This is a genomic window from Nostoc sp. 'Lobaria pulmonaria (5183) cyanobiont' (genome assembly GCF_002949795.1).
Taxonomy (GTDB): domain Bacteria; phylum Cyanobacteriota; class Cyanobacteriia; order Cyanobacteriales; family Nostocaceae; genus Nostoc.
Genome location: NZ_CP026692.1, coordinates 4,532,932 through 4,558,222 on the forward strand (window position 1 = coordinate 4,532,932; position 25,291 = coordinate 4,558,222).

The window sequence follows — 25,291 nt, forward strand, 5'->3', positions numbered from 1 at the left end:
CCAACCGCGCTTGCGGTATGGTGTGTGGTATCCCAATTCATCGGGGATAGCCTTCAGAACTCCGTAGGTTTCCAAGACTTAAATCTTTCTCGTGCGACGTGTACCTCTTACCTTGGTTTTTGTAAAACTAACCAGGCGATAAAGATTGAATTTCTGCCTGGATATTGCCACGAGCAGATGGTTCGGCGAACTCTGACATTAAAGGCGTAAAATAAATACGCGATCGCTGTAAAAATCGTTCTAAAACTTGCTGACGACCTGTGATATACTCTGCCTCTGCTACCCAGGCATATTCCTGACGAATGGCATGGGCGTATTCTTGATAATCAACTGGGTTAGTAGCCAAAATCGCTAAATCTGCATCAAGTAGGACTTGGCTATCATAGTCATTCCCCGTAACTTGGTGGTCTTTAGTGTTCAGAATGAGATGGGTGACAGTAGTTATAGTACTTTCTGGAATACCCAAATTACTCAGCAACTCAAAAGCATAGTCTGCACTTCGTTCTTCATTATCTTTAGCTTCAGTGTCATACACTACATCGTGAAACCAGGCAGCTAGTTGAACAGCAGCTAGGTTATTCGTGTAGCCTTGCAAAATCTGAATTGTGCTGAGGACGCGATCGATGTGTTTAAGTGTATGGTAATAACGACCAGGGGTAGAGTAAGCTTCAACCAAGAGATTAAAGGCTTTCTCAGCCGCTACCTGGTCAACGCCAAAGGGTTGGAGTGTGTGTTGCCAGTTATAAAATAAAATATCCATAAAATTTTCTGTAGGCATAGAGGCAGTATACCCATTCTTAGTATTGGAAAAAATAAGTACATACTGATAAAAAAGCAGTAGAAGACTTCAAGTAGAACCTCACCCCTTAACTTTGCTAGGAGAATTGGAATTTAAATACACCTTATGGACACCTCCCCCTCCTCAATCATGGTTTTATCTGGGGTTGTGGTTGTCTTCTTTCTTATCAAGATTTGTAATCAGTATTCAACCTGATCTAATCTCAGAGACTTTGCGGGACATCAGTCGATTAAAAATGTGATATATAATACAGGCAAATTATGATCTTGGACAATTGGCGGCTGCGTCCTGGTTATTTAAGTGAAGGGGATTCTGACTTTGAATCTATGCATATTCTCATCGGTCAATTTCTTGCCGATCGCCACTCTCCCGATCCTTTACCAGACACATCGTTACTCATAGAAAACGCCAAATTTCAGTGGGGATATGGCAAACCATTGGAGAAGGTAATTAACTCGCAGTCAGATTTAGAATTTCTGATGAAATACCCTTGTCTATTTCGCAATGCGATCGCCATCATTGAACCTTGGAAACACGTCGGACAAAATCCATTAGGAGAAGATGTTCGAGCATCGCTGAATGTTGCATACATCGCTCAAAAAATTGCCGATTGCGATTCAATTTTGTTTCCTGTATGGTCTTCTGGACTACTCGATCCTGATGTAGTGGTACCTTTGATTACGTCGGGGTTAGCTGTAGTAGTAGAAGGTGGCGATCCCTCAGTACGGGATGCTTCTACTTTTGAGGGTGGCAAATGTTCCCTCAACGATCTCCATTGTTTGGTTGAAAAGTTGTTGATCTCGCGCTCGCCGATAAGTGCTTTAGCGCTGTTTATTTGTTTGGGACATCAACTGGCGGCGCAAGGACATATCAATTTGATTAAACGGGCGGTTCAGCAAGTGCTGAGTTTAGAATATCTACCGAGAGACCGCAATGGCAAAATGTTAAAAGCCCTGAAGCGCGTTTGTCAACAAATTGAAACAGTTGGCAGTTCCCTAAAAATTACCAAGCGAAATGGGCACGTCATCGCCGAAGGCTGGGATCATCCAGAATTTGCTGTTGGCCCGAACGAACACAAGGAAGTTGGCGATCGGCGGCTGCATCACTACCAATCACCGGATGCAGAGGCTGTTGATATTCCTCAAGACCTAATCACCGCTCACGAAATCACTGCTGATGAATATGAAGGCGTGATTGACACCGCCATTAAGTATGAACGGGAAGTCAATATTGCCATGTTTCATTCAGATGAGGTTAATGAAGAAGCAATCTTATTTGCTAACTGGGCATACCGCTTGCTGCATGATGCCATTATTCCTCATCGGTCGATTTTAGCAGGTAGTCGGCTGGCCTGGTTACTGAAACTGCCGGATGCGATCGAGATTTTGTGTTCTACTACCATTGACGATGAAATTGTTACCGAATGTTCTGCTACTTGCATTATCTATAAAGATTTTGAGAGTAAACGGATTCGGCGATCGTTTACATGTCAGTTTCACCCAGAGCTATTGTCCGATTTGCGAACAGTAGGAACGTGTGAACCACCCACTTATGCGCGGTTGAAGATAGATGATGGCGCACGGCTGTTTGCACGACTGTTATACGAAGGGATGCAAGAATGAGCGATCGCTTTATGTATCTAAGTAAGTTCTCTTGAGTGTTGGGAGCGAATGGTTGTTCACTAGCCAGTAAATAAGCGATCGCTCCTCGCTTTATGTTAACCATACAGGGCTAGCGCATCTCAAAGCCTATTGACAAGCGGGTTTGTTGAATAACGTGACTTGAACATTTTTGAGCCAGAAACAAGCCTCAAACCCTTGCACTACAAGGCAAATACACCAAAAACTCAAAAATGCTTCAAACCCAAATATATCAAGAAACTAGGCAAAACGATGTCGAAGTTTTTCTATGTATACATTTGAGCCTTTTTTGTAGCTACTTTTTGTCTGAGTCCCGCTAGAACGCACGGCGTAAGTACATCATTTAAAATCAATGGAATCCTTGCGCTATGTGAATTACGAATTCCGCATAATGGTGACAGCTAAATGAAAGCGTCAAAATAGAAGACATAGGCTTTGTACAAAAAGCCTTGCCTTGATTTACGGAGTTTATTATCAGTGGTATTACAAGTACAAACAAGCACCTACGAAGCTAAAACCCAAGAAATTGCTAAACAACTTCTAGTAGTAACGCAGGAAAATCGTTCGTTTTTTTCTTCCCTGCGGGATCAAATGCGTTGGGATGATAAATTACTAGCTTGGGCGATGAGTAATCCTGGGTTGCGGGTGCAACTATTTCGCTTTATAGATACGCTACCTGCTTTGCACAGTAAATCAGAAATTGCCTCACATTTACAAGAATATTTAGGCGATGAATCGGTAGAATTACCGTCAGCTTTGAAGGGAATGCTAAACTTTGCTAACCCCGACTCTATGCCAGGGCAAGTTGCTGCTACAACTGTTGGTACAGCCGTTGAGACGCTTGCCCATAAATATATTTCTGGGGAAAACATTAAACAAGTCATCAAAACAGTTGAACGACTACGAAAAGAAAAAATGGCTTTCACTATCGATTTACTCGGTGAAGCCGTAATTACCGAAGCGGAAGCGCAGTCTTATCTAGAACGCTATCTAGAATTAATCCAACAATTGGTGGAAGCATCAAAGAATTGGGCAGCTATTCCGGCTATTGATGAGGCTGATGGCGAAGCAATCCCAAAAGTTCAGGTTTCTGTGAAGTTAACGGCGTTTTATTCCCAATTTGACCCATTAGATGCTAAAGGTAGTGAGGAGCGAGTTAGCGATCGCATTCGTATTCTCTTACGTCGTGCTAAAGAGTTGGGTGCAGCTGTGCATTTTGATATGGAACAGTATGCTTATAAAGATATAACTTTCAACATCTTGAAAAAACTCTTACTAGAAGAAGAGTTTCGGCAACGCACAGATATTGGTATGACAATCCAAGCATATCTGCGTGATAGCGAACAAGATACCGAAGACTTAATTTCTTGGTTGAAACAGCGCGGTTATCCCTTAACAATTCGCTTGGTGAAAGGCGCATATTGGGATCAAGAAACGATTAAAGCAGCGCAGAAGCATTGGAAACAGCCAGTTTACAACGACAAAGCCGCAACTGATGCTAACTTTGAAACCATCACTCAGTTGTTGTTAGAAAATCATCAATATGTCTATTCTGCCATTGGTAGCCATAACGTGCGATCGCACTCTCGCGCCATTGCCATAGCTGAAAGTTTAAATGTCCCTCGCCGTCGCTTTGAATTACAAGTCCTCTACGGTATGGGTGATAAAGTTGCCAAGGCGTTGGTTGATAAAGGTTATCGGGTGAGAGTTTACTGTCCCTATGGTGAATTATTACCTGGGATGGCCTATTTAATTCGGCGATTGTTGGAAAATACAGCTAATAGTTCTTTTTTACGGCAAAATCTCGAAAATCGTCCGATTGAGGAATTATTAGCGCCGCCGATTGTCAAAGAGGAGAAGAACGTACAGACGCGATTAATCGCGTCTCTTCAAACTCCTGACTCTCATTTCCTCGGTGCTGCTGATACCGATTACGCTGAGGAAGAGGTGAGAACGAAAGCGGCGCAAGCTTTCCAAAACGTTCGCCAACAACTTGGTAAAACTTATTTACCGCTAATTAATGGAGAATATGTTAATCCACCGGAATTTGTTGATTCTCTCAATCCTTCTAAGTTCAGTGAGGTAATTGGTAAAGTTGGGTTGATTAGCGTTGAACAAGCAGAACAGGCGATGCAAGCTGCCAAAGCGGCATTTCCTGGGTGGAAGAAAACACCAGCTAAACAACGCGCTGATATTTTGCGGAAAGCGGGTGATTTGATGGAACTCCGCCGCGCTGAACTTTCAGTTTGGATAGTTTTGGAAGTTGGGAAACCAGTTAAGGAAGCTGATGGAGAGGTTTCGGAAGCGATAGACTTTTGTCGTTACTACGCTGATGAGATAGAACGGTTAGAAAAAGGTGTGAATTACGACATACCTGGTGAAACTAATCATTATATTTACCAGCCACGGGGGATTGCTGTAGTAATTTCTCCCTGGAATTTCCCGCTAGCGATCGCTTGTGGAATGACTGTTGCAGCTTTGGTTTCCGGCAATTGCACTCTCCTCAAACCTGCGGAAACGTCTTCTGTGATTGCAGCGAAACTCACAGAAATCTTAGTAGACGCTGGTTTGCCCAAAGGTGTATTTCAATACGTACCTGGCAAGGGTTCGCAAGTCGGCGCTCATTTGGTAAATCATCCAGATACTCATGTAATTGCTTTTACGGGTTCTCAAGAAGTAGGTTGTAGAATTTACGCAGAAGCGGCAATTTTGAAACCCGGACAAAAGCACATGAAACGCGTGATTGCTGAAATGGGCGGCAAGAATGCCATCATTGTCGATGAAAGTGCTGATTTAGACCAAGCTGTTGTGGGGATAGTGCAGTCAGCATTTGGTTATAGCGGCCAAAAATGTTCTGCCGCCTCCAGGGTGATTGTGCTGCAACCGATTTATGATGCCTTTGTGCAACGGTTGGTAGAAGCGACAAAATCCTTGAACATTGGGGAAGCAGAGTTACCAAGTACACAAGTTGGGCCGGTAATTGATGCTAATGCCCGCGATCGCATCCGCGAGTATATTGAGAAGGGTAAGGCAGAAGCAGAAGTGGCGTTGGAATTACCAGCACCCGAACAAGGATATTTTATCGGGCCAGTTATTTTTAGTGAAGTATCACCAAATGCGGTAATTTCCCAGGAAGAGATTTTTGGCCCTGTGCTGGCGGTAATTCGGGTGAAAGATTTCCAGGAAGCGTTAGCAGTCGCCAACGGTACAAATTACGCCTTAACTGGCGGACTTTATTCTAGAACGCCTTCGCACATTCAACAGGCGCAGACAGAGTTTGAAGTCGGTAATTTGTACATCAACCGCAATATTACCGGAGCGATCGTTGGACGGCAACCCTTTGGTGGATTCAAACTTTCTGGAGTAGGTTCTAAAGCAGGTGGCCCCGATTACTTACTGCAATTTTTAGAACCACGCGCGGTGACAGAAAATATTCAACGTCAAGGTTTTGCACCAATTGAAGGAGCAGATTAAACTAACGTGAATTCCACGGCTCATATAGTGTCCGTCTAATTAGGACAATCAAAACACCTCTCCCTGATTTTACTGCGTAAAACCCTTCCTGTCTGACTTACAAAGGGACAGATTTACACTTTCGTTCAAAGCAGGGAGAGGTGTATCAAACTCACGTTAAACTAAAATAGGTAGTAACCTCAAAGAGAGTTTCATGAGTAATTTAGTTATAAACATTGCTGAATTACCTGAAGATTTTCCGGCAATTCAAGCAATTAGAAAATCAGTTTTTCAAGAAGAACAAGGGGTAGATCCTGCTTTAGAATTTGATGGCAAAGATGAAATATCCGATCATCTAATTGCTTATTTAAATCTGGAAGCTGTGGGTACTGCCAGAATCAGATATTTAGATGATAAAACTGCTAAAATAGAAAGGTTAGCTGTTTTATCGATAGTTAGAGGGCAGGGTATTGGTAAAAAAATTATGGAAAATGCCCTACAGGTGATAGCTAACCAAAATATTCCAGAAGTAGTGATTCATGCTCAAGAATATGTGAAAGACTTATACAAGAAACTCGATTTTGTAGAAGAAGGAGAAATATTTGAAGAAGCTAGTATTCTCCATGTTAAAATGAGAAAAAAGTTTACACAGCTAAATTAAAAATATATAGTAATTTTTTTCACGAATTGTTCGTACAAAAATGTATTTTTATGGGCAATTAACTCAAATATTTCATCAGGATTGACTCTAGCTGGACTATCCGAATTGGCTTAACAAGGTAATCATTAAGACTACCTGGTAACGTGGCAATTTCCTCCTCTAAAAGTTCGCTAAAGGTCATCATTATAATCGGTAAATGTTTCCGATAAGGCTCTTTTGTAAGGATATTTAGCAAATTCCCGATATGAACATTTTTTACTAACTGGAAATCAAAAAAAACTAAATCTGGTTGGAAGCTTTCTACCTGTTTCAAAAATTCGTTAGCATTATCTATCCATTTGACTTGGTAGCCAATTGTGTGGAGATAATCTTGCAACAGTGTTGCAGTGTTTTCCTCTTCTTCTACAAGCAAAATAGTTTTATTTGTGGGAATAACAGGAGAAGAGGAGAATAAGGAGGACGAGGTAAAATTTGCTTCCTCTTCTGTCTCATCTACCTCATCTATCTCATCTTCCTCATTTTCCAGACGCTCTGGATTTGGTAGAAACAGAGTGAACTGACTGCCCTTTCCTAAAGTTGATGTAAAGGTGACATCTCCACCATGTAAACGTGCTAATTTGCGTGTCAAGGCTAAACCCAAACCAGTGCCTTCATACTGCCGATTTAACCGACTGTCAAGTTGTTTAAACGGTTCAAATATAAATTGAAACTGGCTTGAATCTATACCAATGCCAGTATCTGAAACTGTAAACGTTATCCCTTGTGGTACTTTTTTGACTAGCAGCGATACTTCACCTGCTGGAGTGAATTTAATGGCATTGCTCAGCAGGTTGAGTAGCATTTGCTTGATGCGCCGTTCATCAGCAACGCAAATATCAGCTTCTCGGTCAATTTTATATGTGAGTTGCAATCCCTTTTCTGAGGCGCGATCGCGCACTGTCCAGATGGCATAATTACATATATCTGACACTAACAAAGATGATAATAACAGTTCTTCCTTACCTGCTTCTACTTTAGATAAGTCAAGGATATCGTTAATCACTGCCAGTAGATGTTCGCCACTACTATATATACAACTTACATATTCGTTCTGCTTTTCATTCAAAGAGCCAACTATTTCTTGTTGCAGTAACTGTGACAAACCCATAATCGCATTCAGAGGCGTCCGCAACTCATGGCTCATAGTTGCTAAAAATTCACTTTTTGCCCGACTGGCAGCTTCTGCTGCTTGAGAAGCACGTATTTTCAACTCTGTTTGCTTACGTTCAGTAATATCCTCAATCATCGCTAGAAAAAACTCAGGTTCACCATTGCTGCCTGGTATAACAGAAACAGAGATATGAGTCCAAACTAAGCTACCATTTTGATGCTGGCAGCGTCTTTCGATCTCAATCCGATGTCTTTCGACAAGCTGTTCCTGATGTTTGGAGGGTTGTAAACCTTCCCTCGAAGTTCTCTTTAAGTCCGTGCGAATTCCTGACATCAGTTGTTTGTAAAGTTTTAAATCTTCCCTTTCTATGGAAATGTAATCTGTAAAGCGCTTGCCGTATAACTCTTCTTGGCTGTATCCTAAAATTTCGCACAGTGCCAGATTAGTATCGACTATCTGCGCTTTCATATCTATAAGTCCAATGCCGATAGAGGAACGCTCAAAAATCGCCCGAAATTGTGCCTCACTCTGTCGCAGTGCTTCCTGTACAATGTTTCGCTCGCTCGCTTCCATAGCCAGCGTCACAAAATCTGTAATCGAACCAGCAAAAGTCTCTTCTTCTAAAGTCCATTGGCGAGCTTCGCCTATGTGTTCGTGACACACTACGCCTACCAAATGACCCTCTAGCCAAATTGGTGCATCTAGTATAGATGTGATGCCCAAAACTGAAAGATAAGACTCTGATAATTCTTGGGTTCTGATGTCGTTTCTGGCATCATCTACGGCAATGGTACGTTCCTCTTCTAAAGCCTGAAAATAAGCAGGAAAATTTGTTTTTAAAAGCGAGTTACCAAAGGTATGCTCCTTAGTCCTGACATCATATAAATCGATGCATTCAATTTTTGAACGTTCTTCATTATATAACCATACCCCAACTCGCTCTACTAACAGCGTCCGAGCAGCAGTTTCTGTGATTTCCCTCAACACCGCATTGAGATTACCTTGCTGAAATGTCTTGCTTCTTGCCAGTTGCACCAGCGTCTGGCTTTGTCTTCGCCGACTATTTTCTCTGATTCGTGAAGCCTCTTGGGCCTGGTTGTGCTCTGTAATATCTCTAGCTGACACCACCTGCATTACTTGCCCTCAAGAAGAAATAATTTGGACTTGCAGTTCTACGGAAAAAGTAGAACTATCTTTGTATAACTACAATTACTTGGTATGGTTTTTCATAACCGGAAAGTATAATTTTTCTAATCAAATTTTATGATTCTGGTTAATTAGTTATAAGCTAAATTTTGCTCATTACTTCTATTACTTCATACCAGTGGTTTTTGCCAGGGGATAATTAGCATTTCAAGTAATTTCACTATCAAGTAATTCTACTATCAAGTAGTATAAGTAGTATAGTATTTTTAATTTGGGACTGGGGAATATTAAAGACTCTTCCCAATACTCAATCCCCAGTTCAACTTCTAGCTTAGTACTGACTAGCAAAATACCCTTGATTCTCCTAGAGAAAGATACCTAATGACTCAAATTCTGCCAAACTTAAGGTAACGGCAGCTTTTGTGGAGGTGGAGCAGATGACAGATAGTGATGTGAGAATTGTTTCTCTAATTCCTGGTGGAACAGAGATTTTAGCGACACTAGGATTGGTTAATGCTATTGTAGGGCGATCGCACGAATGCGATTATCCTCCAGAAATCCTCAATCGTCCCATTTGTACCCAAGCACGTTTAAACAGTGATGCCTCCAGCAGCCAAATTCACGACGAAGTGAACAGTTTATTGCAATCTGCTCTTAGCATTTATGAAATTAAAACAGATGTTTTAGAGCAATTGCAGCCTACCCACATTCTCACTCAAGACCAGTGCGACGTTTGTGCTGTCAGCTTACACGATGTTGAAAAGGCAGTTGCTACACTCATTGACAGTAAACCTCAGATTATTTCTTTACAACCCAATATTCTCCAGGATGTTTGGGCTGACATTGAGCGAGTCGGCAATACCTTTGGCGTAGACTCGGTAAAAGTCTTAGGAAATTTAGAAGCTCGCGTCAAAATTTGTCAGCAAAAAATCCAAGGACTTTCTTTAGATGAAGTGCCTACTGTCGCCTGTATCGAGTGGACTGATCCTTTAATGGTCGCCGCTAATTGGATTCCTGAATTAGTTAACTTAGCAGGAGGACAGTCTCTATTTTGCGCTACAGGTCAGCCTTCTCCGATCTTGCCGTGGGAAACACTATTAACAACTAATCCCGATGTAATTGTTTTTATGCCTTGTGGCTTTGATTTAAATCGTACTCGCCAAGAAGCCAATTTATTAACTCAACGTCCAGAGTGGGAAAAACTACACGCTACCGAAGCTGGTAGAGTCTACATTACTGATGGCAATTCTTACTTCAATCGTCCAGGACCGCGACTGGTAGATTCTCTAGAAATTTTGGCAGAGATTTTGCATCCAGAAATTTTTCAATACGGCTACAAAGGAACTGGTTGGGAACCTTTGTAAAGAAGAATTCACAACTCAGGAGTCAGAATTCAGTATGAATTCAAGTCCGGCTGAGTGAGATTGGTTCAAAACCTTGGCGCGTTCCAATCGCCCACGAACAATAATTCTGATTTCTGGATTCTGAATTCTTCTCTAAGGTGTTTGTTCAGAATCTACCGATGGTTCATTGTTAAATAACAGCAGGCGTGCAGCAAGAATGGCAAATCCGACAGCCGCGATCGCTTTTAAAACACGTGTAGGTAATAATTCGGCTACTGCACCCCCTGCTAACGATCCCAACAGGCTTGTCAACAGCAATGCGCCTGCTGCACCAAAAAATACTGCACGTGGAGAATTAGAACGTCCTGAAAGTGCGATCGCCGCTAGCTGACTTTTGTCACCCAATTCTGATAAAAAAACCGTAATAAAGCTCAGTCCTAAAAGATGCCAATCCATATTATTTAGGGGGGAGATTAATGACCAATAACTAATGACTAATGACCAATAAATACATCCCAAAATAGCATTAGAGAAATTACCAACAGCATTACGCCGGCTGATTTTTCTACAGTTTTTGGGCTGAGTCGATTGGCTATCCAACTACCTAAAAGCACACCTAATAAGCTGGTAGTTATTAGCGCCGCCGCAGATCCAATAAATACCACCCACGGCGAATGAGATTGTGCGCTCATTAACAGAGTGGATAGCTGAGTTTTATCTCCAATTTCTGCTAGAAAAATAGTTACAAAAGTCGTACCAAAAATTACTAACGCTGATTGCTGCTTTTGAGGACTATCGGCAATTACAGGCTGAACTGACGAAGCGATCGCGGGAGTTAAGTTAAAATCATTGCTGTCTTCCAGTTCTAGCTCGATCTCAGTCTGAGATATGCCAGAAATCTCCAAAGGTACAGAGTCAAGTTTCACAGGTAGTAGTTTTGGTTGCAAGGGTCTTTTCATATTTCTATCATTTTCTCAGATTTTTGTCATAAATTGCAACCCACACAAAAAAGGAGGTTGGGTGTCAAAGGCCAACAGCTTTGTCGAAGCGTAGTATTTCTAAACTGCGATCGCCATAAACTCCTTCTATTTGCTGGCGACAGCAGTCAATAGCAAAATCGTTGACTTCTTCTGGTTCAACCCCATACATATCTTGAAACACTTCTGATTCCACACGGCAGAAGCGCGGACGATTGGGGTAGATGCGACATTCTCGCGTGGTGTGGTCGAAATTAACGCACCATCCCCCTTCGCCTACCATGCTGAGGTAGAGTTCTAGTTCTGGTGGAGAGAGATACTCTTCCAAGTCTGGACGCTCTGCTGGATCGAGATTACAGCACGCTCCACATTGCTTTACACATTGCCAAGTTGACATTTTGAATTAGGGATTAGGGATCAGGGAGCAGGGAGTGGGGAGTGGGGAGTGGGGAGTGGGGAGCCGAACGCGAGAAGGGAGCAGGGGGACAATTCCTCTCGTCTGCACCCTTCGCCCTACCCCTGTGCCTCTTCTGCCCAATTCCCCTATTTTACGTTTTTATGTCTTTTCTTATAATTTTGTTAAGTAAATTAAATCTAACAGGCCATAGCCAGATATGATCGATTTCGGGTTGTTCTAATTAAGTTATTGAATTTTTTAAGACTATTGGGAGGAGAAAAGGAAAAATGTTTGACTCTTTGTTTAACGCTTTTACCAGTATCAATTGGGAAGTTATTTTCCAATTGCTGTCCGTGGCACTAATTGTAATTGCTGGGCCAGTGGTAATCTTTTTGCTGGCATTTCGCAACGGCAACCTATAAGAGTGCTGAGTGCTGACTAAGGAATTAACAGTTAAGAGTTAGGAGTGAGAAGTGAATTAAGAATTCATAACTCATAACTCATAACTCAGCACTCAGTACTGATAACGCCTGAAGGGCAGCTTGGATAATATTGTCATACTGTGGTTGAGAAATATCAACTTCTTTAGCGTTTTGACGATTAGTGCCCAACAAACCAATTATATGTCCTGGCTGCATGGCTAATACTTTGCCTTCAGAATTTCTAATTCTTAATTCTGCTTTAATACCATTTTTATAGAAACCACAAGTATATTGTCGCTGGTTGTACTCAAAGGTGGTGCTTGACTGGATAGGTGGCGAACCAAAAAATTGTTGAAGCTGAATTGGCAGTCTAACACCGATTAACTCTAGCTCGATGCTGGTGTTACCGTTAAAGTAATTTTCTCGCAGTTTGTAAGCGATATCCACTCGCGATGGTAAACGGAAATAGTCGCCCCAACGCCAGGCGATCGCTTTAATTCTATACTCCTGATTATCAATAGTTTGGGCAACTGTCAGTTTAATGTGACCCTTACCAACGATTTTTTGCTCAACCACTTGGACATTAGATGTCCAGAAAACTGGATCGGGGTTGTCCATACCGCAGGGGTGTAGAGCATTAAGCTGTTGATAAAGCTGCTGATTGAGATGATTGAGGTTGATTTCGGCATCAATTTTGAGCAGAGGTTTGAGATGTTGGGGTTTAAGACACTGGTTAGCAAATTCAATCAAACGCGATCGCAACACCTGTAAATTTTGTGCTGGTAAAGAGAATCCTCCGGCTGCTTTGTGTCCGCCAAATTTGCCTAGTAAATCGTGACAATATTCCAAAGCTTCAAATACATGAAATTCTGGAATTGAGCGTGCTGAACCGCGTATGTGTTGTTCATCCTCATAAGTTCCTATGAACACGGGAACACCGTAGCGTTCTACCAAGCGGGAGGCGACGATACCAATAACGCCGTGATGCCAATTGGGTTGCACAACAATTAATACACGGTCTTGTTGTAGAGATGCAACAAATTGTGTCTCTACATAAGCGATCGCTTCTTGTTCTATTTGCTCACACATTAGCTGGCGAGAGGCGTTGATTTGTTCACACTGCATTGCTCTTTCCAGCGCCAACCCCATATCATCTGTAGTCAGCAATTCAATGACAGTCTGGGGATTACCAATCCGACCAATAGCATTAATTCGCGGCCCCAAGCGAAACCCAATATCTTCAGGCTTGAGCGATTTGGGATTTGAGGAGTTAGGAATATTGAATTTTTTCTCCCCTGCTTCCCCTGCTTCCCTTGCTCCCTCTCCCCTCACCTGCACCCCAGCTACCTGAATTAAGGCCTGCACCCCAGCTAAATGGGATTTGGGTAAATGCTGTAAACCACGTTTCACCCAGCGGCGATTTACGCCAGTTAAGGGGGCTAAATCTGCGATCGTTCCCAATGTAAAAAGTGCTAGCATCGGCTGGATCAAGCCCTTAGTCTCCCCTAGTTGTTGTGCTAGAGACACTGCCAAAATATAGGCAACACCAACACCTGCAACACCCCGATAGGGTGACGATTCGGCTATTAGCTTAGGGTTGAGGATAGCGTTAGCTGGCGGTAATTTTTGGGGGATATCGTGGTGATCGGTGATAATAACTGCAAGACCAAGTTCTCTAGCTCTCGCAACTGGTTCAAACGCAGAGATACCATTATCTACAGTGAGAATTAATCCCACACCTTCGCTGTGAAATTCTTCAACTATGCGTTTATTAATACCATAACCTTCGTGCATCCGGCTGGGAATAGCATAATCTACTTGTGCGCCTAAAGTGCGGAGACTACGCAAAAGTAGAGCAGTGCTGGTCATTCCATCAGCATCGTAATCACCACAAATAGCAATTTTTGTTTGAGAAGCGATCGCATTTTGCAACAACTCCAAACTAATCGCCAAATCTGGGAAATCTTCTAACGGCGAAGGCAAAACTAAAGACTCTGGCTCTAAAAATGCTTGTACCTGTTCTGGTGTTTCCATACCCCGATTAATCAGCAACTGACTGATAATAGGCGAAATATTTGTCAAAACCGCCAGCTTTTGGGCAAATTCTGGTTTCTGCGGATAAATTTGCCAGCGCTGATCAGGTAAGCGCCTGCTAGGTTTTGATAGTTCAGATACAGGTCGGTCTAGCACAGTATAAAGTTAGGAGTTATTAGTTAGGAGTTTTGAATTTAAAGTTATTTCTTAACTCACAACTAATAACATTAATTTGCTGTCTAAAACACGTTTATCCTACCATCATCCATAATATATAACGAGCGATCGCCTGGAGAGTGCAAAGTCGGACGGAGTTCCAGCCGCAATGTGCCAAAGTTAGGTTTGGAGACAATTGCTTGTAGTGATAAACCTGTTTCGCTCCAAAATATCAAAGATGTATTTGGCTCCGTACCCTCTATTTGTTCTAGATTTAATTTCTGCCCTGGACTCAAGGATATTGCATCAGTCCCGGAGGGTTTTTGGATTTTGATCAGGTTAGGTGTGCTATTTACAACTTCAACTCTGATGTGTTGCCCAGGCGTAAACTGAATTGGGTGCGACCCACACTTAGAGGCACAAGTTCGAGCTAAGGTAGTACTGGGATTATTGATTGATGCAACTAGAACGGTAGCTGTAACTAAAGCAAATGACAGAGGCTTAAACATAATACACAGTATAAGTACTAAACTGAAATATTACTTTAGTTTCGGAATGTCAAGCCTCAGTATATTTTCCAGAATTACTTTGCTAATTCCCACTTTTTAAATTACTAATTACTAATTATTTTTTATAAACATCTCCTCTCGCACCAATAGCGTAAATTTCGATGTCTTTGGAATCAATATCGACTGTAAAAATAATTCTGTTTTTACCTATACGTAGTCTGTAAAATCCCTCCCAATCACCTTTGATCTTTTTGATATCTAGTTCTGTAAATGGAATAATGCCTTGGTCTTCGACAGCAATAACAATTTGTTTAATTTGCTCCCGAATATTTTCAACATCTTCAGGATTGGCTTTTTCTAAAAATTTAATCGCTTTTTTGCGAAATTTTATTGCCATATTTTACCCAATCGGTCAGATCAATTACTTCATCCTCAGCATCATCTGAAGGTACACCAAATTCGGCTTCAAGTTCACGTTGCTCATCATCATTTATGTAAGGAATAAGAATTTGGCAAAGGCGAAGTCTTTCTTCTTGCAGAACTTCACGCATAGTTTCTTTAATCAATGCTTTTAATTCTTGAATTTCCACTGTATACCTTTTATTCATGGTTAGATGTATATATTACCTAGTCTCAGCTTGTACTGCGGGGAAAGGTTAAAGAGCAAACGAATAATAGTTGCTCACAACTGAACTTGGCTTTTACCTTTCCCCTTATGCTGTGATGCCTCTTTAACCAAAGCGTCCACTGATGTAATCTTCAGCTTCTTTAGTTTGAGGAGAACTGAACATTTGGGCTGTAGGGTTAAACTCAACTAATTTGCCACGACGTTTGCCATGCTCGTCAATTTCTGTATTGAAGAAAGCCGTGAAATCTGCCACTCTAGAAGCTTGCTGCATATTGTGTGTCACCATGATGATGGTGTATTGCTCCTTAAGTTCTAAGCAGAGTTCTTCAACTTGGCGGCTAGAAATTGGGTCGAGAGCAGAACATGGTTCATCCATTAATAATACATCTGGCTTCATGGCGATCGCACGAGCAATGCAAAGCCGTTGCTGTTGTCCGCCAGATAATGCAGTTCCCTTTTCTTTGAGTTTGTCTTTGACTTCATCCCAGATAGCAGCGCGTCTGAGGGAATCTTCCACCAATTCATCGATGTTACCTTTATAACCGTTAGCACGCGGTCCAAAGGAAATATTTTCGTATATTGACTTGGGGAAAGGATTCGGTCTTTGAAAAACCATTCCGACTTGGCGGCGTAATTTTACAGAATTGATCTTCGGATCGTAAATATTGCGATCGCGATAATTCAGTCTACCCTCAACCTTAGCTCCAGGGATTAAATCATTCATCCGATTGAAGCAACGCAGTAAAGTACTTTTACCACATCCTGAAGGTCCAATAAAAGCAATAATTTGTTTATTCGGAATCTTTAAATAGACATCTAAAAGTGCCAGAAATCCCCCATAAAACACTTTCACACCTTCAACATTGAAGACACTCTTTTCTTGATCGATTGTGGCACTATCTGATTGACTTCTACTATTGCTATAAGTCATTTGGCTGTTCTCCTAATATTTGTAAATCTATCCAATTAGATATTTAATTACCTAACGTATTGAGAAGCGTTGCCTAATATAAATCGCTACACCATTTAAAAGTAAAATCAAGACTAACAACGCAATAATTGTGGCTGCTGCTGCACTAGCAAAACCTGGTTCAGGACGAGTTATGTAACTGTAAATTTGAATGGGCAATGCCATAAATCTCTGAAACAAACCAGGGTTAAAGGTGAGAAAACCCACAGCACCTACAACAATTAGAGAGGCTGCATCACCAATAGCGCGCGATACAGAGATAATCACCCCCGTCAAAATACCAGGAACAGCATAGGGTATGACATGATTGCTGATAGTTCGCCATTTTGTGACACCTAATCCGTAAGAAGCATTTCTCAGGGAATCTGGGACAGCGCGAATTGCTTCTCTAGCTGTCACAATAATTACTGGTAAAGACAATAAAGATAAAGTCAATGCCCCAGAAATCAAAGCGGGGCCAAACCCAAGCAAATAATTGAAAACCCCTAAACCCAGCAATCCATAGACAATAGAAGGCACACCTGCAAGATTACTGATATTAATCTCAATAATCGCTGTCCACCAAGCTTTAGGTGCATACTCTTCTAGATATAAAGCTGCTCCGACACCAATTGGTACAGTCACTAAAATCACAACAGATCCTAAAAGAACACTGCTGATAATTGCAGGACGAATACCACCTTGGTCAGGAAAACGAGAAGGAGTTTCCGTGAGAAAGCCGGGTGATAAAAATCTGCCTAATCCGTCTCTAAAAATATCAAAAAGTAGCAAGGCTAGGATAAATAAACCAATCAGCAATCCTAACAAAAAAAGTACTTCAAATACTTTTCCTAATGTTTCCCTACTCTCAACATTATCGGTAAATTCTGCCGCAGAATCTAGAGAATCATCTTGTTGATAACTTGTAGCCATATATATGTATGTTAGTCGTATTTTTCTTTAAAGCGATTAGCAATCCAGTAACTAACAATATTCAAAGCAAGGGTAAGTAAAAATAGAACAGCGCCTACAGCATATAATGTCTTGAAATTAAGACTACCACGCGGACTATCTCCACCAGAAATCTGTGCCATGTAAGCTGTCATTGTTTCTATCGATTCCGCAAAATTAACAGTTAGTCTTGGTTGTTGTCCGGCGGCGATGAGGACAGTCATTGTTTCACCTACAGCGCGAGAGATTCCCAAAATAATCGAGGCGATGATTCCAGAAAGTGCGGCTGGGAGAACTACTTTAAAAATGGTTTCCAGTTTAGTGATACCTAAAGCATAAGCTCCTTCTCGCAAAGAACGGGGAACTGCTCGGATAGCATCTAAGCTGATAGAACCAACAGTAGGAGTAATCATTACGCCCATCATTAACCCCGCACTCAAAGCGTTGAATATTTCCAGAGGGATAAAATTCCGCAGCAATGGTGTAAGGAATAATAGCGCAAAGTAACCATATACTACAGTAGGTATTCCCGCTAAAAGTTCGACTGCTGGACGTAAAATTGCTGCTACTTGGAAAAGGCTATCCTTAAATCGGCTACGAAAGCTCATAAATTATCAATTGAGATAAAGTGAGTGCGAATTGCTTATGCTTGGCTATCTACAAGTAGAGAATGCTGCATGAGAAAATAAATATCATGCTTTCTTCGCAGCTTGCACTTTGTCAAATATTGCCCCATCTCCAAAAAACTTTTTCTGGATAATATCCCATCCACCTAAATCTTGAGATGTGAATAAAGTTTTAATTGGCGGATGTTGTGATGCTACTTCTTGAGTAACGCTAGGGTTAACAGGACGATATTGTAATTTTGCAAATTCCCGTTGAGCTTCTGTTGAGTAAAGGAAATCAACAAATGCTTGTGCAACTTCCCTTGTACCGTGCTTATCAATGTTTTTATCAACTACGGCTACAGGATTATCAATGGAAATATTGACTTGGGGTACAACATAAGGTAGTTTAGTCCCATTTTTTCCTGCTAAAATTACCTCATTCTCGTAGTTGATTAAGACATCACCCTGACCTTTTTGGAAAAATAAATCGCTAGCTTCACGAGCATCTTTCGTCAGAATAGGGGTGTTTTTATAAACTTTGGTGACATAATCTAATGCTGTGGCTTCGTCACCTCCCGTTAGACTTACTGATCCCCAAAAAGCCAAGAATTCCCAGATAGCAATACCAGAAGTTTTTGGGTTAGCCGCAATCAATGTCACGCCATCTTTTGCCAAGTCTGCCCAAGTATTGATGCCTTTGGGATTGCCTTCGCGGGTGACGATCGCAGCAACCGATCTGCTAACAATACCACTTCTCGGTGATTTTATTTCCCAACCTGTTTTAATTAAACCTGCTTGTTGAATTTTGTTGACATCCAGGGGAAGTGCCAAATGTACTATATCTGCTTCTTGCGAACCGGCAATGACAGCAGCCGCTTGAGCGCCAGAACCTCCATAACTTTGCTCAAATGTGACGTTTTGGTTGTGTTCTTGCTTCCACTTTTGGACAAATTTGGGAATTATCTGGTCATGAGCCGCTTTGGTGACAGAGAAAGATACGAGTTTTAACTTAACATCATTTTTGCTAGCTGAACTGCTTCCAGAACAGGAGGCAACTGCTAGACTAAAAAAAATACTTATTAGAAACAGACTTACAAAGCTTTTTACAGTGCGTCCATTCAACCAACTTATAATTGCGTGTTGATACGAGAGTTGTATATTCTGCAAAGCTTTCATAACATAAGCCTGCATCCCCTCACTTAGAAATTTGCTTAATTGTGTCGGTTGTTGCGACTTGCTCATCAGAATCACCCCTAAATCTACGGTATTTCTAGATGGATACCGTAATTATGAGAATTATAGGGTATATAGAATGATATTTATCATTTGACTTCAATTTTTTTACTCAGTGAGCAATTTCTGCTCAATAGTAGCAAATAAATCTAATTTAGCAAGGCATTTCACAAAACGTTTCTTTTGCTAGAAAGCGAAAACATCCGATTGCATTGATACATAATATTGGCTAAATAATATGTGATGAGGAATACAAAACAGTAGTATAAACTAGACTTTTTTTTAGCCAATAAAGCTCTTTTTAAAACACAGTAGCCGCACTACAGCAGGTATCATATTTAGCCATCGCACTCACTACTGAATCAAGGTATGCTGAGATTTAATAATGCCATTGCCAATGTTGCAATAATATATAATCAGCCGATCACTCATTACGACTATCTCTTATCTGTATATAATGTCTAACTCTTAAAAGCATCAATACTTATAAGAATTCCCTAAATTCTTCACGAGTTATTTGGCAATCGCGTAGTATTTGTGCTAGCAAACCACGACCAATTGTTTCACCTGAATGTACAGGAACTACTGTCCTGCGCCCATCTGTATCATAATATGATGACTGCCACGAACTCTAGCCACTTCAAAACTGACTTTGCTAAGGGCTGCAATAACTTCGCGTCCTGTGACGCTTGGGAATTGACTCATATCTCAACTGCAACTCGCTGAATACCAACAAAGTCTAGTGAATCCTGCTGTTCTTCGTCAAATTCTAAACAAAGTTCAATCGCTTCTCTAATACGCTCCATTAACTCATCTAAAGTTTGGGCTTGCGTATGACAACCAGGAAGATTTGGAACGGAAGCAACAAAGTAGCCATCTGCATCTCGTTCGATAATTACATTAAATTCTCGCTTCATCATTCTTATTTTCTGACTTTATACTATATTAATTATTCTCTCATTATTAAAAGAGCGATCGCCCCTTCAGTGATAAAATATAATCAGGCCATAAGTTAAGATTTAAGCACTCACTAACTGAGTCAGGCGTTTCAGTATACGTAGTACGTCGTACAACTCATTTCCAGGATTTCGCATCAACAAACCCTTTGATAAAGCATAACGCGGTGGATTTCTTTTCACTAATTTGACGAAAATAAACTCGCTTCCCGTGGCAATCATACCAAAACTAGGTTTATCGGTATATGGATTCCCTAACATATAAGCAAGAATTTGTGCGAGTCCTTGTTCCACTGAAAACGAAGCTCTTTTAGACTCAATAATCATCACCCAGAATTGCTCTTTTAAAACTAAGGTATCTATTCTACCTTTGATAATTACATCTTCATCTGGTACAGCAATATCTATAGATTCTTCTGATTTTACATAAAACGGAGCTAGATAAAAATCCCCAATAAAAAGCAATGGATCTATAAATGCCATTCTGACTACATCTTCTAGTAAAGGTGGGTAATTAAGAAGATTAAAATAACCCGTTTTTACCTTGTCTAAAAGTTGTTTATCTAAATCACTAATTTCTGGTAAATCTTCTTGCCATTCACGGAAGAATGAGCCATCTAAAACTAACTCAATACCAAAGTTATCGATTAAATAGCGTAAGTCGATGACCTTTGCTTGGATTGTTTGCGTCATAACTTTTGGGGACTGGAGTACAGTAAATTAATTGGCTTTATCCTACTCATTAGTTGCTGTTTCTAGCCAAACTTCCACTTCATCTGCTAGCAACTTTTGGGCTGCATCCATCATTGAGGTTGCAATATCTTTAAGGTCTTCGCGATTATTCAAGTAAGTTTTTAACGCTTCCATTGGGTCGATGCTACTACTTGCACTCAATTCAGGAATTCGGGGTCTGGCTAATTGACTCAGTAATTCTGCTTGAATGGTGTAGGTATGAGCGGGACTTAAAGCAGTATGTAAAGAGGAACTGTCAATTAAATCCATCTGTTCGGAGCGGAGTTTATAAATTAGCCGCACTACAGCATCTTGAATATTATATTTAGCGATCGCTTTCATTAACACCGCTTGCGGATCATCTGCTTTTGAGACATCCACTTCAATGGTGCGGAAAGTCCGAACTGTCAAAGGACAAAATTCCCATTCAGCCCTCCCCCGCTCTAGTTCCAGCATTACATAGCCTTTGTCTTCTTTTTCTTCACTAAAATCTACTCGCTCAATACTTCCTGGATAAATTACTGGCGGGTTGTTGGATTTATTCAGATTTTGGTGGCGGTGGACGTGTCCCAACGCTACATAATCAAAACAAGGTCGCGTCAGCAAAGATAGGGGTAGAGTAAAGCCTTTACCTACTGCCAAAAAGCGTTCTGCGCCCAAGGTAGCATTGTCAGCCATCAAGTGAGCCAAAAGGATAGTAGGCACATCGGGGTCAAGGCGGCGAATTTCCCCTTCTATAACAACTCGCAGACGTTCCGTTAATAGTTGGTTGACTTCCGCCAAAGACAAACCTTCAGTCTCTTGACGAGTCATCAAAGTTGAACGAGTCAGCCAAGGCAGGGTAATTACTTGCACTTTGCCATTGCGGGTTTGGATGCAGTGCGTAGTTAATGCATCACCGACAACAAACCCTGGCACTCCTAAAGTGCGGTAAATATTTAAACTCGCCCCTCCCTGTCCTTGGGAATGTTGGTCGTGGTTGCCTACCAACAGCACTGTTGGAATATTGGCATCCATGAGACGGCGAAACTGGCTAGCAAAAGCTTGTTGTACATAAGGCGGTGGTGTCGCATCTGGGAAAGCATCGCCACCAAATATCACCATATCAACAGTATCTGTCAGCGCTCGGTCAATACATATAGACAAGGTATTGACAAAATCCTCCAATCGTGTATTTAATCCAGTCGCGGGATTAATTCGTCCGTGGGAGAAGCCGCTTCCCATGTGGATGTCGGAGAGATGGAGGATTTTAATCATATTTGTCCTTTCTTCTTAGTCATTTGTCCTTTGTCTAATATTAATGACTAATGACAAATGACCAATGACTAATAACTAAATATGAATTCCACATTCTGTTTTTTCACTTCCCCGCCAGCGTCCGGCGCGTTCGTCTTCGCCTTCACCTACTTTGGTGGTAATGGGTTGGTCGCCTATGCTGGGATAACCTTGGTCGTGGAGGGGGTTGTAGATGACTCCGTGTTCAGCCACGTAAACCCAGCTGTCTTGGCGTGTCCAGGTAGCTATGGGATTTACTTTCAGCCGACCTTTACCGTCTAATTCAAATATGGGCATATTCGCACGGGTTACTGCTTGATCCCGGCGGCGTCCGGTAATCCAAGCAACGCTGTTGAGTTCGTCTAAACCCCGTAATAATGGTTCAATTTTTGTAATGTGGTGGAATTGGGCAATATCCTTGTCCCAAAGTTTGTCGCCGTATTTGGCTTCAAAGGCTTCGCGGGTATCTACATCTGGAGTTTTGAAAGTTTGCAAATCCAGGTTGTAGATTTGTATGGCTTTGGCTACTAATTCTAGGCTTTCAGGGAAGTGGTGCAAGGTATCCAGAAAGATCACAGGAACGGGATGCTTCAGTTCACTGTAAAGAATATGAGTAATTATCATGTCATCTACGTTAAAGGCACTTGTTTGCACCAGTTCCGTTGGGATATTCTCTATAGACCATGCCAGTATTTCTTTGGGAGTGGCAGTTTCAAATTGCTCATTTAATTTTTCTAAGTCAAAAGCGATCGCTTGGTTTCTAGATGCTGTGGAGACTGTCATGATAATTTTCTGTTCAAATATTTTTACCTTGATTAAGATCGATCTTACTCCATTAAGACGCCTATTCCGCTCGGATATAAGGTAATTATTATGTGCGGAAATTACTACATTTTGAGCATGGGGAATGAGACAATAAAAATAACCATTTTTACTACGCGGCATAAATTATACAACAATTTAAATAAGAGTATTTATTAATAAACTTTACGGTAATTTAAGTTTTACACGACTTTTATAGATATTTATACTGATTTTGATATGGTTAAGGAACTATTAATAAAAGGGATTTTACTTAAATGAACAATGCAAAATTCAGCAATCCATTAGGACAATCTATAATTATGGGCGCTTTAATGATGTTAACCAGCGTTGGAATTATTACAATAATGAACTTTTTCTAAGATTAAGATTTCTCATTTTAGCAATAAGACTTCACATAGTCCCGCTCAAAACTGAGTGGGACTTTTACTTTTTTCATCCAGATTAATCCGTGTGTATTAATTTTCCGCTGTGACTTTCGGCAGAGAATAATTCTGAAGCCGTGTTATTACGTAGTTTTGCAGTCAGAGAATTTAGAATAGGGATGCGATCGCTATTTCTTTTACCCTAGTACAGCACGGCGTAAATAAGCAGACGATTGAAAAGCTCTAAAGAGCTTATTCTATAAAACTTTTGACTTTTGACTTTTGATTTTTGACTTCCGCATTGCGGTACTAGTGCCCGACTGGCGCTTTCGCTCCTGCACCGCCTTTACCCAGAAATAGCAACAGAGGTAATGAGCAAAGGAACCCTATCCCTACCACTCGAAAGCAGTCTGCGTAAGACAAAACCGCAGCTTGAATATCTACTGTTTGACTTAATAAAGCTAGTGCTTGTTGTTGAGCCGTTGTCGCATCCATGCCTTGGCTTTGAAGTGCCCCATTGAGGAAGTCAAGGCGCTGACTGGTTTCTGGGTCATAAGGACTAAGTTTTGCTACGAGGATAGCTCGATGAAAAGCTTCTCGTCGGTCAAGCAAAGTGGTGAGTAGAGCAATGCCGATGCTACCACCCAGTTGTCGGGTGAGGTTGTAGAAACCAGAGCCGGCAGAAATATCCTGTTTGGGTAGCGGGCCTAAAACTGCCAAACTCAAAGGGAGAAACATCAACACGGTAACAGCCCCACGCCATACCAATGGCCAAAATAAATCATCTATGCCAGTTTGTGGGGTAATTGCTGCTAGTTGAAACATGACTCCAGACAATCCGACAGCGCCGATTGCAATTAAAAATCGGGCATCAATTTTACTAGACAGTTTGCCTAATAAAACCATAACGATCGCAGACGCTAAAGCACCGGGCGCTAACAATAGTCCTGTCTGCGTTGCCGTAAAGTGCAGCACACTCTGAGCAAATATCGGCACAGCAAAGAGTGTGCCATAAAGCCCCATACCCACCACTGCTGAGAGAACGCTTCCCGCAGCTAAAGAACGGTGACGCAAAACTCTCAAATCCACAGCAGGGTGATCTGTTTTCAGTTCTCGCCAAATAAACAACCCCAAACCGATAATACTAGCGATCGCTAACGTGGTGATGAAACCAGAGGAAAACCAGTCGTCTTGCTCTCCCTCCTCTAACAAAGTTTGCATACAGCCAATAGCAATAACCAAAAACCCGATCCCGAACCAATCGACCGTTTGGCTTTTTGTCTTGCTTTTATCTTTGTCTTTGGGCAAAAACATGAAAGACATCGTCACTGCAACGATTCCGAAGGGAATATTAACAAAGAAAATCCACCGCCAGCCTAAACCATCTACCAAAAATCCTCCCAAAGTTGGGCCGATGGCTGGGCCAGCAATTACACCTACCCCGAAAACTGCCTGTGCTAAACCTTGTTCAGCAGGTGGAAAAGTCTCGAACAAAATCGCTTGGGCTTTCGCTAGCAACCCACCACCACATAAACCTTGAAGAATTCGAGAAAAAACTAGCATCGGCAGATTAAATGCCAAACCGCATAAAACCGAGGCCAGGGTAAAGCCAATCAACGAGAAGATAAAGTAGGTTTTGCGTCCAAAGTAATCTCCTAGCCATGCAGATAGGGGAATTAAGACGACATTTGCGATCCCATATCCAGTTACCACCCAACCTACTTCACTAACAGTTGCACCCAAACTAGCCTGTATATCTGTCAGGGCAACGTTAACAATACTAGTATCAATTACTTCTAGTATCGCACCAAGAGAAGCCGTAAAAGCGATCGCCCACTTCAATGGACCGTGGACATAACCAAATTCGTCAAAACTAGAACCTTTAATGTTGGTAGCCATTATTTAGCACAAATAATATTTGAGAGATGTCAAACAATGTCAAGGCTTTGCTACGCTTACGCCAAAGCTAAAATTAAGTATTGTATATATACGCTACCGTAGCGTATCATATAAAAATGGTCAAGAGAGTTTTTCCGCAAATGTGGCAGAAATACCTATGCTAAAGATGGATGGTCATTGTTGCTG

General features: G+C 41.4%; 22 protein-coding genes and 2 pseudogenes. 5 read left to right on the plus strand and 19 right to left on the minus strand.

Annotated elements, in window-relative coordinates; genetic code table 11:
- Positions 1 to 127 precede the first annotated feature (127 nt).
- On the minus strand, positions 128 to 778 hold the full coding sequence (locus tag NLP_RS19930) for an HD domain-containing protein (RefSeq protein WP_104907904.1): 651 nt from the start codon (positions 776 to 778) through the stop codon (positions 128 to 130).
- A gap of 281 nt (positions 779 to 1,059) precedes the next feature.
- Between NLP_RS19930 and NLP_RS19935 the strand changes: the two genes are divergently transcribed.
- The 3 genes from NLP_RS19935 to NLP_RS19945 all read left to right on the plus strand — a co-directional run bounded on the left by NLP_RS19935 (position 1,060) and on the right by NLP_RS19945 (position 6,553).
- A complete protein-coding gene (locus tag NLP_RS19935) occupies positions 1,060 to 2,421 on the plus strand; it encodes a hypothetical protein (protein WP_104907905.1) in 1,362 nt (453 codons plus the stop codon).
- Positions 2,422 to 2,916: 495 nt separating this feature from the next.
- Positions 2,917 to 5,913: an L-glutamate gamma-semialdehyde dehydrogenase gene (pruA, locus tag NLP_RS19940; RefSeq protein WP_104907906.1), complete on the plus strand. Its 2,997-nt coding sequence runs from the start codon at positions 2,917 to 2,919 to the stop codon at positions 5,911 to 5,913.
- 193 nt (positions 5,914 to 6,106) lie between these two features.
- A complete protein-coding gene (locus NLP_RS19945; protein WP_104907907.1) occupies positions 6,107 to 6,553 on the plus strand; it encodes a GNAT family N-acetyltransferase in 447 nt (148 codons plus the stop codon).
- A gap of 58 nt (positions 6,554 to 6,611) precedes the next feature.
- Here NLP_RS19945 and NLP_RS19950 read toward each other — a convergent pair whose 3' ends face one another.
- The gene (locus tag NLP_RS19950; RefSeq protein WP_104907908.1) at positions 6,612 to 8,837 is read right to left on the minus strand and encodes an ATP-binding protein; all 2,226 of its coding nucleotides are present in this window, start codon (positions 8,835 to 8,837) and stop codon (positions 6,612 to 6,614) included.
- A 449-nt stretch (positions 8,838 to 9,286) separates the two neighbouring features.
- Between NLP_RS19950 and NLP_RS19955 the strand changes: the two genes are divergently transcribed.
- Positions 9,287 to 10,213: a cobalamin-binding protein gene (locus NLP_RS19955; RefSeq protein ID WP_104907909.1), complete on the plus strand. Its 927-nt coding sequence runs from the start codon at positions 9,287 to 9,289 to the stop codon at positions 10,211 to 10,213.
- Between the two features lie 132 nt (positions 10,214 to 10,345).
- On the opposite strand, the gene NLP_RS19960 is transcribed toward NLP_RS19955, so the two are convergent.
- From NLP_RS19960 to NLP_RS19970, 3 genes are all read right to left on the minus strand, one after another.
- Positions 10,346 to 10,648, minus strand: coding sequence for a TMEM165/GDT1 family protein (locus tag NLP_RS19960; protein WP_104907910.1), 303 nt, complete (start codon positions 10,646 to 10,648; stop codon positions 10,346 to 10,348).
- A gap of 38 nt (positions 10,649 to 10,686) precedes the next feature.
- Positions 10,687 to 11,118 (minus strand): TMEM165/GDT1 family protein, encoded by a 432-nt coding sequence (locus NLP_RS19965; protein ID WP_104909946.1) that lies wholly within the window; start codon positions 11,116 to 11,118, stop codon positions 10,687 to 10,689.
- 97 nt (positions 11,119 to 11,215) lie between these two features.
- A complete protein-coding gene (locus tag NLP_RS19970) occupies positions 11,216 to 11,566 on the minus strand; it encodes a YkgJ family cysteine cluster protein (RefSeq protein WP_104907911.1) in 351 nt (116 codons plus the stop codon).
- 287 nt (positions 11,567 to 11,853) lie between these two features.
- Between NLP_RS19970 and psb30 the strand changes: the two genes are divergently transcribed.
- Entirely contained in the window at positions 11,854 to 11,988 is a 135-nt protein-coding gene (gene psb30 / locus NLP_RS19975) for a photosystem II reaction center protein Ycf12/Psb30 (protein WP_199784655.1), read from the plus strand.
- A 78-nt stretch (positions 11,989 to 12,066) separates the two neighbouring features.
- Here psb30 and NLP_RS19980 read toward each other — a convergent pair whose 3' ends face one another.
- The 14 genes and pseudogenes from NLP_RS19980 to NLP_RS20045 form a co-directional block, all read right to left on the minus strand.
- Positions 12,067 to 14,178: a single-stranded-DNA-specific exonuclease RecJ gene (locus tag NLP_RS19980; RefSeq protein ID WP_104907912.1), complete on the minus strand. Its 2,112-nt coding sequence runs from the start codon at positions 14,176 to 14,178 to the stop codon at positions 12,067 to 12,069.
- An 83-nt stretch (positions 14,179 to 14,261) separates the two neighbouring features.
- On the minus strand, positions 14,262 to 14,687 hold the full coding sequence (locus tag NLP_RS19985; RefSeq protein ID WP_104907913.1) for a hypothetical protein: 426 nt from the start codon (positions 14,685 to 14,687) through the stop codon (positions 14,262 to 14,264).
- A gap of 115 nt (positions 14,688 to 14,802) precedes the next feature.
- A complete protein-coding gene (locus NLP_RS19990) occupies positions 14,803 to 15,084 on the minus strand; it encodes a type II toxin-antitoxin system RelE family toxin (RefSeq protein ID WP_104907914.1) in 282 nt (93 codons plus the stop codon).
- Positions 15,053 to 15,277, minus strand: coding sequence for a hypothetical protein (locus NLP_RS19995; protein WP_104909948.1), 225 nt, complete (start codon positions 15,275 to 15,277; stop codon positions 15,053 to 15,055). The genes NLP_RS19990 and NLP_RS19995 overlap by 32 nt, the downstream gene beginning before the upstream one ends.
- A gap of 141 nt (positions 15,278 to 15,418) precedes the next feature.
- Positions 15,419 to 16,246, minus strand: a complete 828-nt coding sequence (pstB, locus tag NLP_RS20000; RefSeq protein WP_104907915.1) for a phosphate ABC transporter ATP-binding protein PstB — start codon at positions 16,244 to 16,246, stop codon at positions 15,419 to 15,421.
- A gap of 51 nt (positions 16,247 to 16,297) precedes the next feature.
- Entirely contained in the window at positions 16,298 to 17,197 is a 900-nt protein-coding gene (pstA, locus tag NLP_RS20005; RefSeq protein WP_104907916.1) for a phosphate ABC transporter permease PstA, read from the minus strand.
- An 11-nt stretch (positions 17,198 to 17,208) separates the two neighbouring features.
- Positions 17,209 to 17,787: pseudogene (pstC, locus tag NLP_RS20010) on the minus strand (phosphate ABC transporter permease subunit PstC); the annotation flags it as partial.
- 120 nt (positions 17,788 to 17,907) lie between these two features.
- Positions 17,908 to 19,065, minus strand: a complete 1,158-nt coding sequence (locus tag NLP_RS20015) for a sulfate ABC transporter substrate-binding protein (RefSeq protein WP_104907917.1) — start codon at positions 19,063 to 19,065, stop codon at positions 17,908 to 17,910.
- Between the two features lie 475 nt (positions 19,066 to 19,540).
- Positions 19,541 to 19,761, minus strand: a pseudogene (locus tag NLP_RS36175) (type II toxin-antitoxin system HicA family toxin).
- On the minus strand, positions 19,758 to 19,976 hold the full coding sequence (locus NLP_RS20025) for a type II toxin-antitoxin system HicB family antitoxin (protein WP_267894881.1): 219 nt from the start codon (positions 19,974 to 19,976) through the stop codon (positions 19,758 to 19,760). Before NLP_RS20025 ends, NLP_RS36175 begins: the two are co-directional and overlap by 4 nt.
- A gap of 99 nt (positions 19,977 to 20,075) precedes the next feature.
- A complete protein-coding gene (locus NLP_RS20030) occupies positions 20,076 to 20,705 on the minus strand; it encodes a restriction endonuclease subunit R (RefSeq protein WP_104907918.1) in 630 nt (209 codons plus the stop codon).
- A 42-nt stretch (positions 20,706 to 20,747) separates the two neighbouring features.
- A complete protein-coding gene (gene sbcD, locus NLP_RS20035) occupies positions 20,748 to 22,001 on the minus strand; it encodes an exonuclease subunit SbcD (RefSeq protein WP_104907919.1) in 1,254 nt (417 codons plus the stop codon).
- A 75-nt stretch (positions 22,002 to 22,076) separates the two neighbouring features.
- Entirely contained in the window at positions 22,077 to 22,802 is a 726-nt protein-coding gene (gene cysH, locus NLP_RS20040; protein ID WP_104907920.1) for a phosphoadenosine phosphosulfate reductase, read from the minus strand.
- Positions 22,803 to 23,515: 713 nt separating this feature from the next.
- Complete coding sequence (locus NLP_RS20045; RefSeq protein ID WP_104907921.1) at positions 23,516 to 25,105, minus strand: DHA2 family efflux MFS transporter permease subunit; 1,590 nt, start codon at positions 25,103 to 25,105, stop codon at positions 23,516 to 23,518.
- Positions 25,106 to 25,291 lie beyond the last annotated feature (186 nt).

Excerpts from the sequence above, each read along its gene's own strand:
- NLP_RS19930 (WP_104907904.1), bottom strand. The coding sequence starts at position 778 with ATGCCTACAGAAAATTTTATGGATATTTTATTTTATAACTGGCAACAC.
- NLP_RS19935 (WP_104907905.1), top strand. The coding sequence starts at position 1,060 with ATGATCTTGGACAATTGGCGGCTGCGTCCTGGTTATTTAAGTGAAGGG.
- NLP_RS19945 (WP_104907907.1), top strand. The coding sequence starts at position 6,107 with ATGAGTAATTTAGTTATAAACATTGCTGAATTACCTGAAGATTTTCCG.
- NLP_RS19950 (WP_104907908.1), bottom strand. The coding sequence starts at position 8,837 with ATGCAGGTGGTGTCAGCTAGAGATATTACAGAGCACAACCAGGCCCAA.
- NLP_RS19955 (WP_104907909.1), top strand. The coding sequence starts at position 9,287 with ATGACAGATAGTGATGTGAGAATTGTTTCTCTAATTCCTGGTGGAACA.
- NLP_RS19960 (WP_104907910.1), bottom strand. The coding sequence starts at position 10,648 with ATGGATTGGCATCTTTTAGGACTGAGCTTTATTACGGTTTTTTTATCA.
- NLP_RS19970 (WP_104907911.1), bottom strand. The coding sequence starts at position 11,566 with ATGTCAACTTGGCAATGTGTAAAGCAATGTGGAGCGTGCTGTAATCTC.
- psb30 (WP_199784655.1), top strand. The coding sequence starts at position 11,854 with ATGTTTGACTCTTTGTTTAACGCTTTTACCAGTATCAATTGGGAAGTT.
- NLP_RS19985 (WP_104907913.1), bottom strand. The coding sequence starts at position 14,687 with ATGTTTAAGCCTCTGTCATTTGCTTTAGTTACAGCTACCGTTCTAGTT.
- NLP_RS19990 (WP_104907914.1), bottom strand. The coding sequence starts at position 15,084 with ATGGCAATAAAATTTCGCAAAAAAGCGATTAAATTTTTAGAAAAAGCC.
- pstB (WP_104907915.1), bottom strand. The coding sequence starts at position 16,246 with ATGACTTATAGCAATAGTAGAAGTCAATCAGATAGTGCCACAATCGAT.
- pstA (WP_104907916.1), bottom strand. The coding sequence starts at position 17,197 with ATGGCTACAAGTTATCAACAAGATGATTCTCTAGATTCTGCGGCAGAA.
- NLP_RS20015 (WP_104907917.1), bottom strand. The coding sequence starts at position 19,065 with ATGAGCAAGTCGCAACAACCGACACAATTAAGCAAATTTCTAAGTGAG.
- NLP_RS20025 (WP_267894881.1), bottom strand. The coding sequence starts at position 19,976 with ATGATGAAGCGAGAATTTAATGTAATTATCGAACGAGATGCAGATGGC.
- NLP_RS20030 (WP_104907918.1), bottom strand. The coding sequence starts at position 20,705 with ATGACGCAAACAATCCAAGCAAAGGTCATCGACTTACGCTATTTAATC.
- sbcD (WP_104907919.1), bottom strand. The coding sequence starts at position 22,001 with ATGATTAAAATCCTCCATCTCTCCGACATCCACATGGGAAGCGGCTTC.
- cysH (WP_104907920.1), bottom strand. The coding sequence starts at position 22,802 with ATGACAGTCTCCACAGCATCTAGAAACCAAGCGATCGCTTTTGACTTA.
- NLP_RS20045 (WP_104907921.1), bottom strand. The coding sequence starts at position 25,105 with ATGGCTACCAACATTAAAGGTTCTAGTTTTGACGAATTTGGTTATGTC.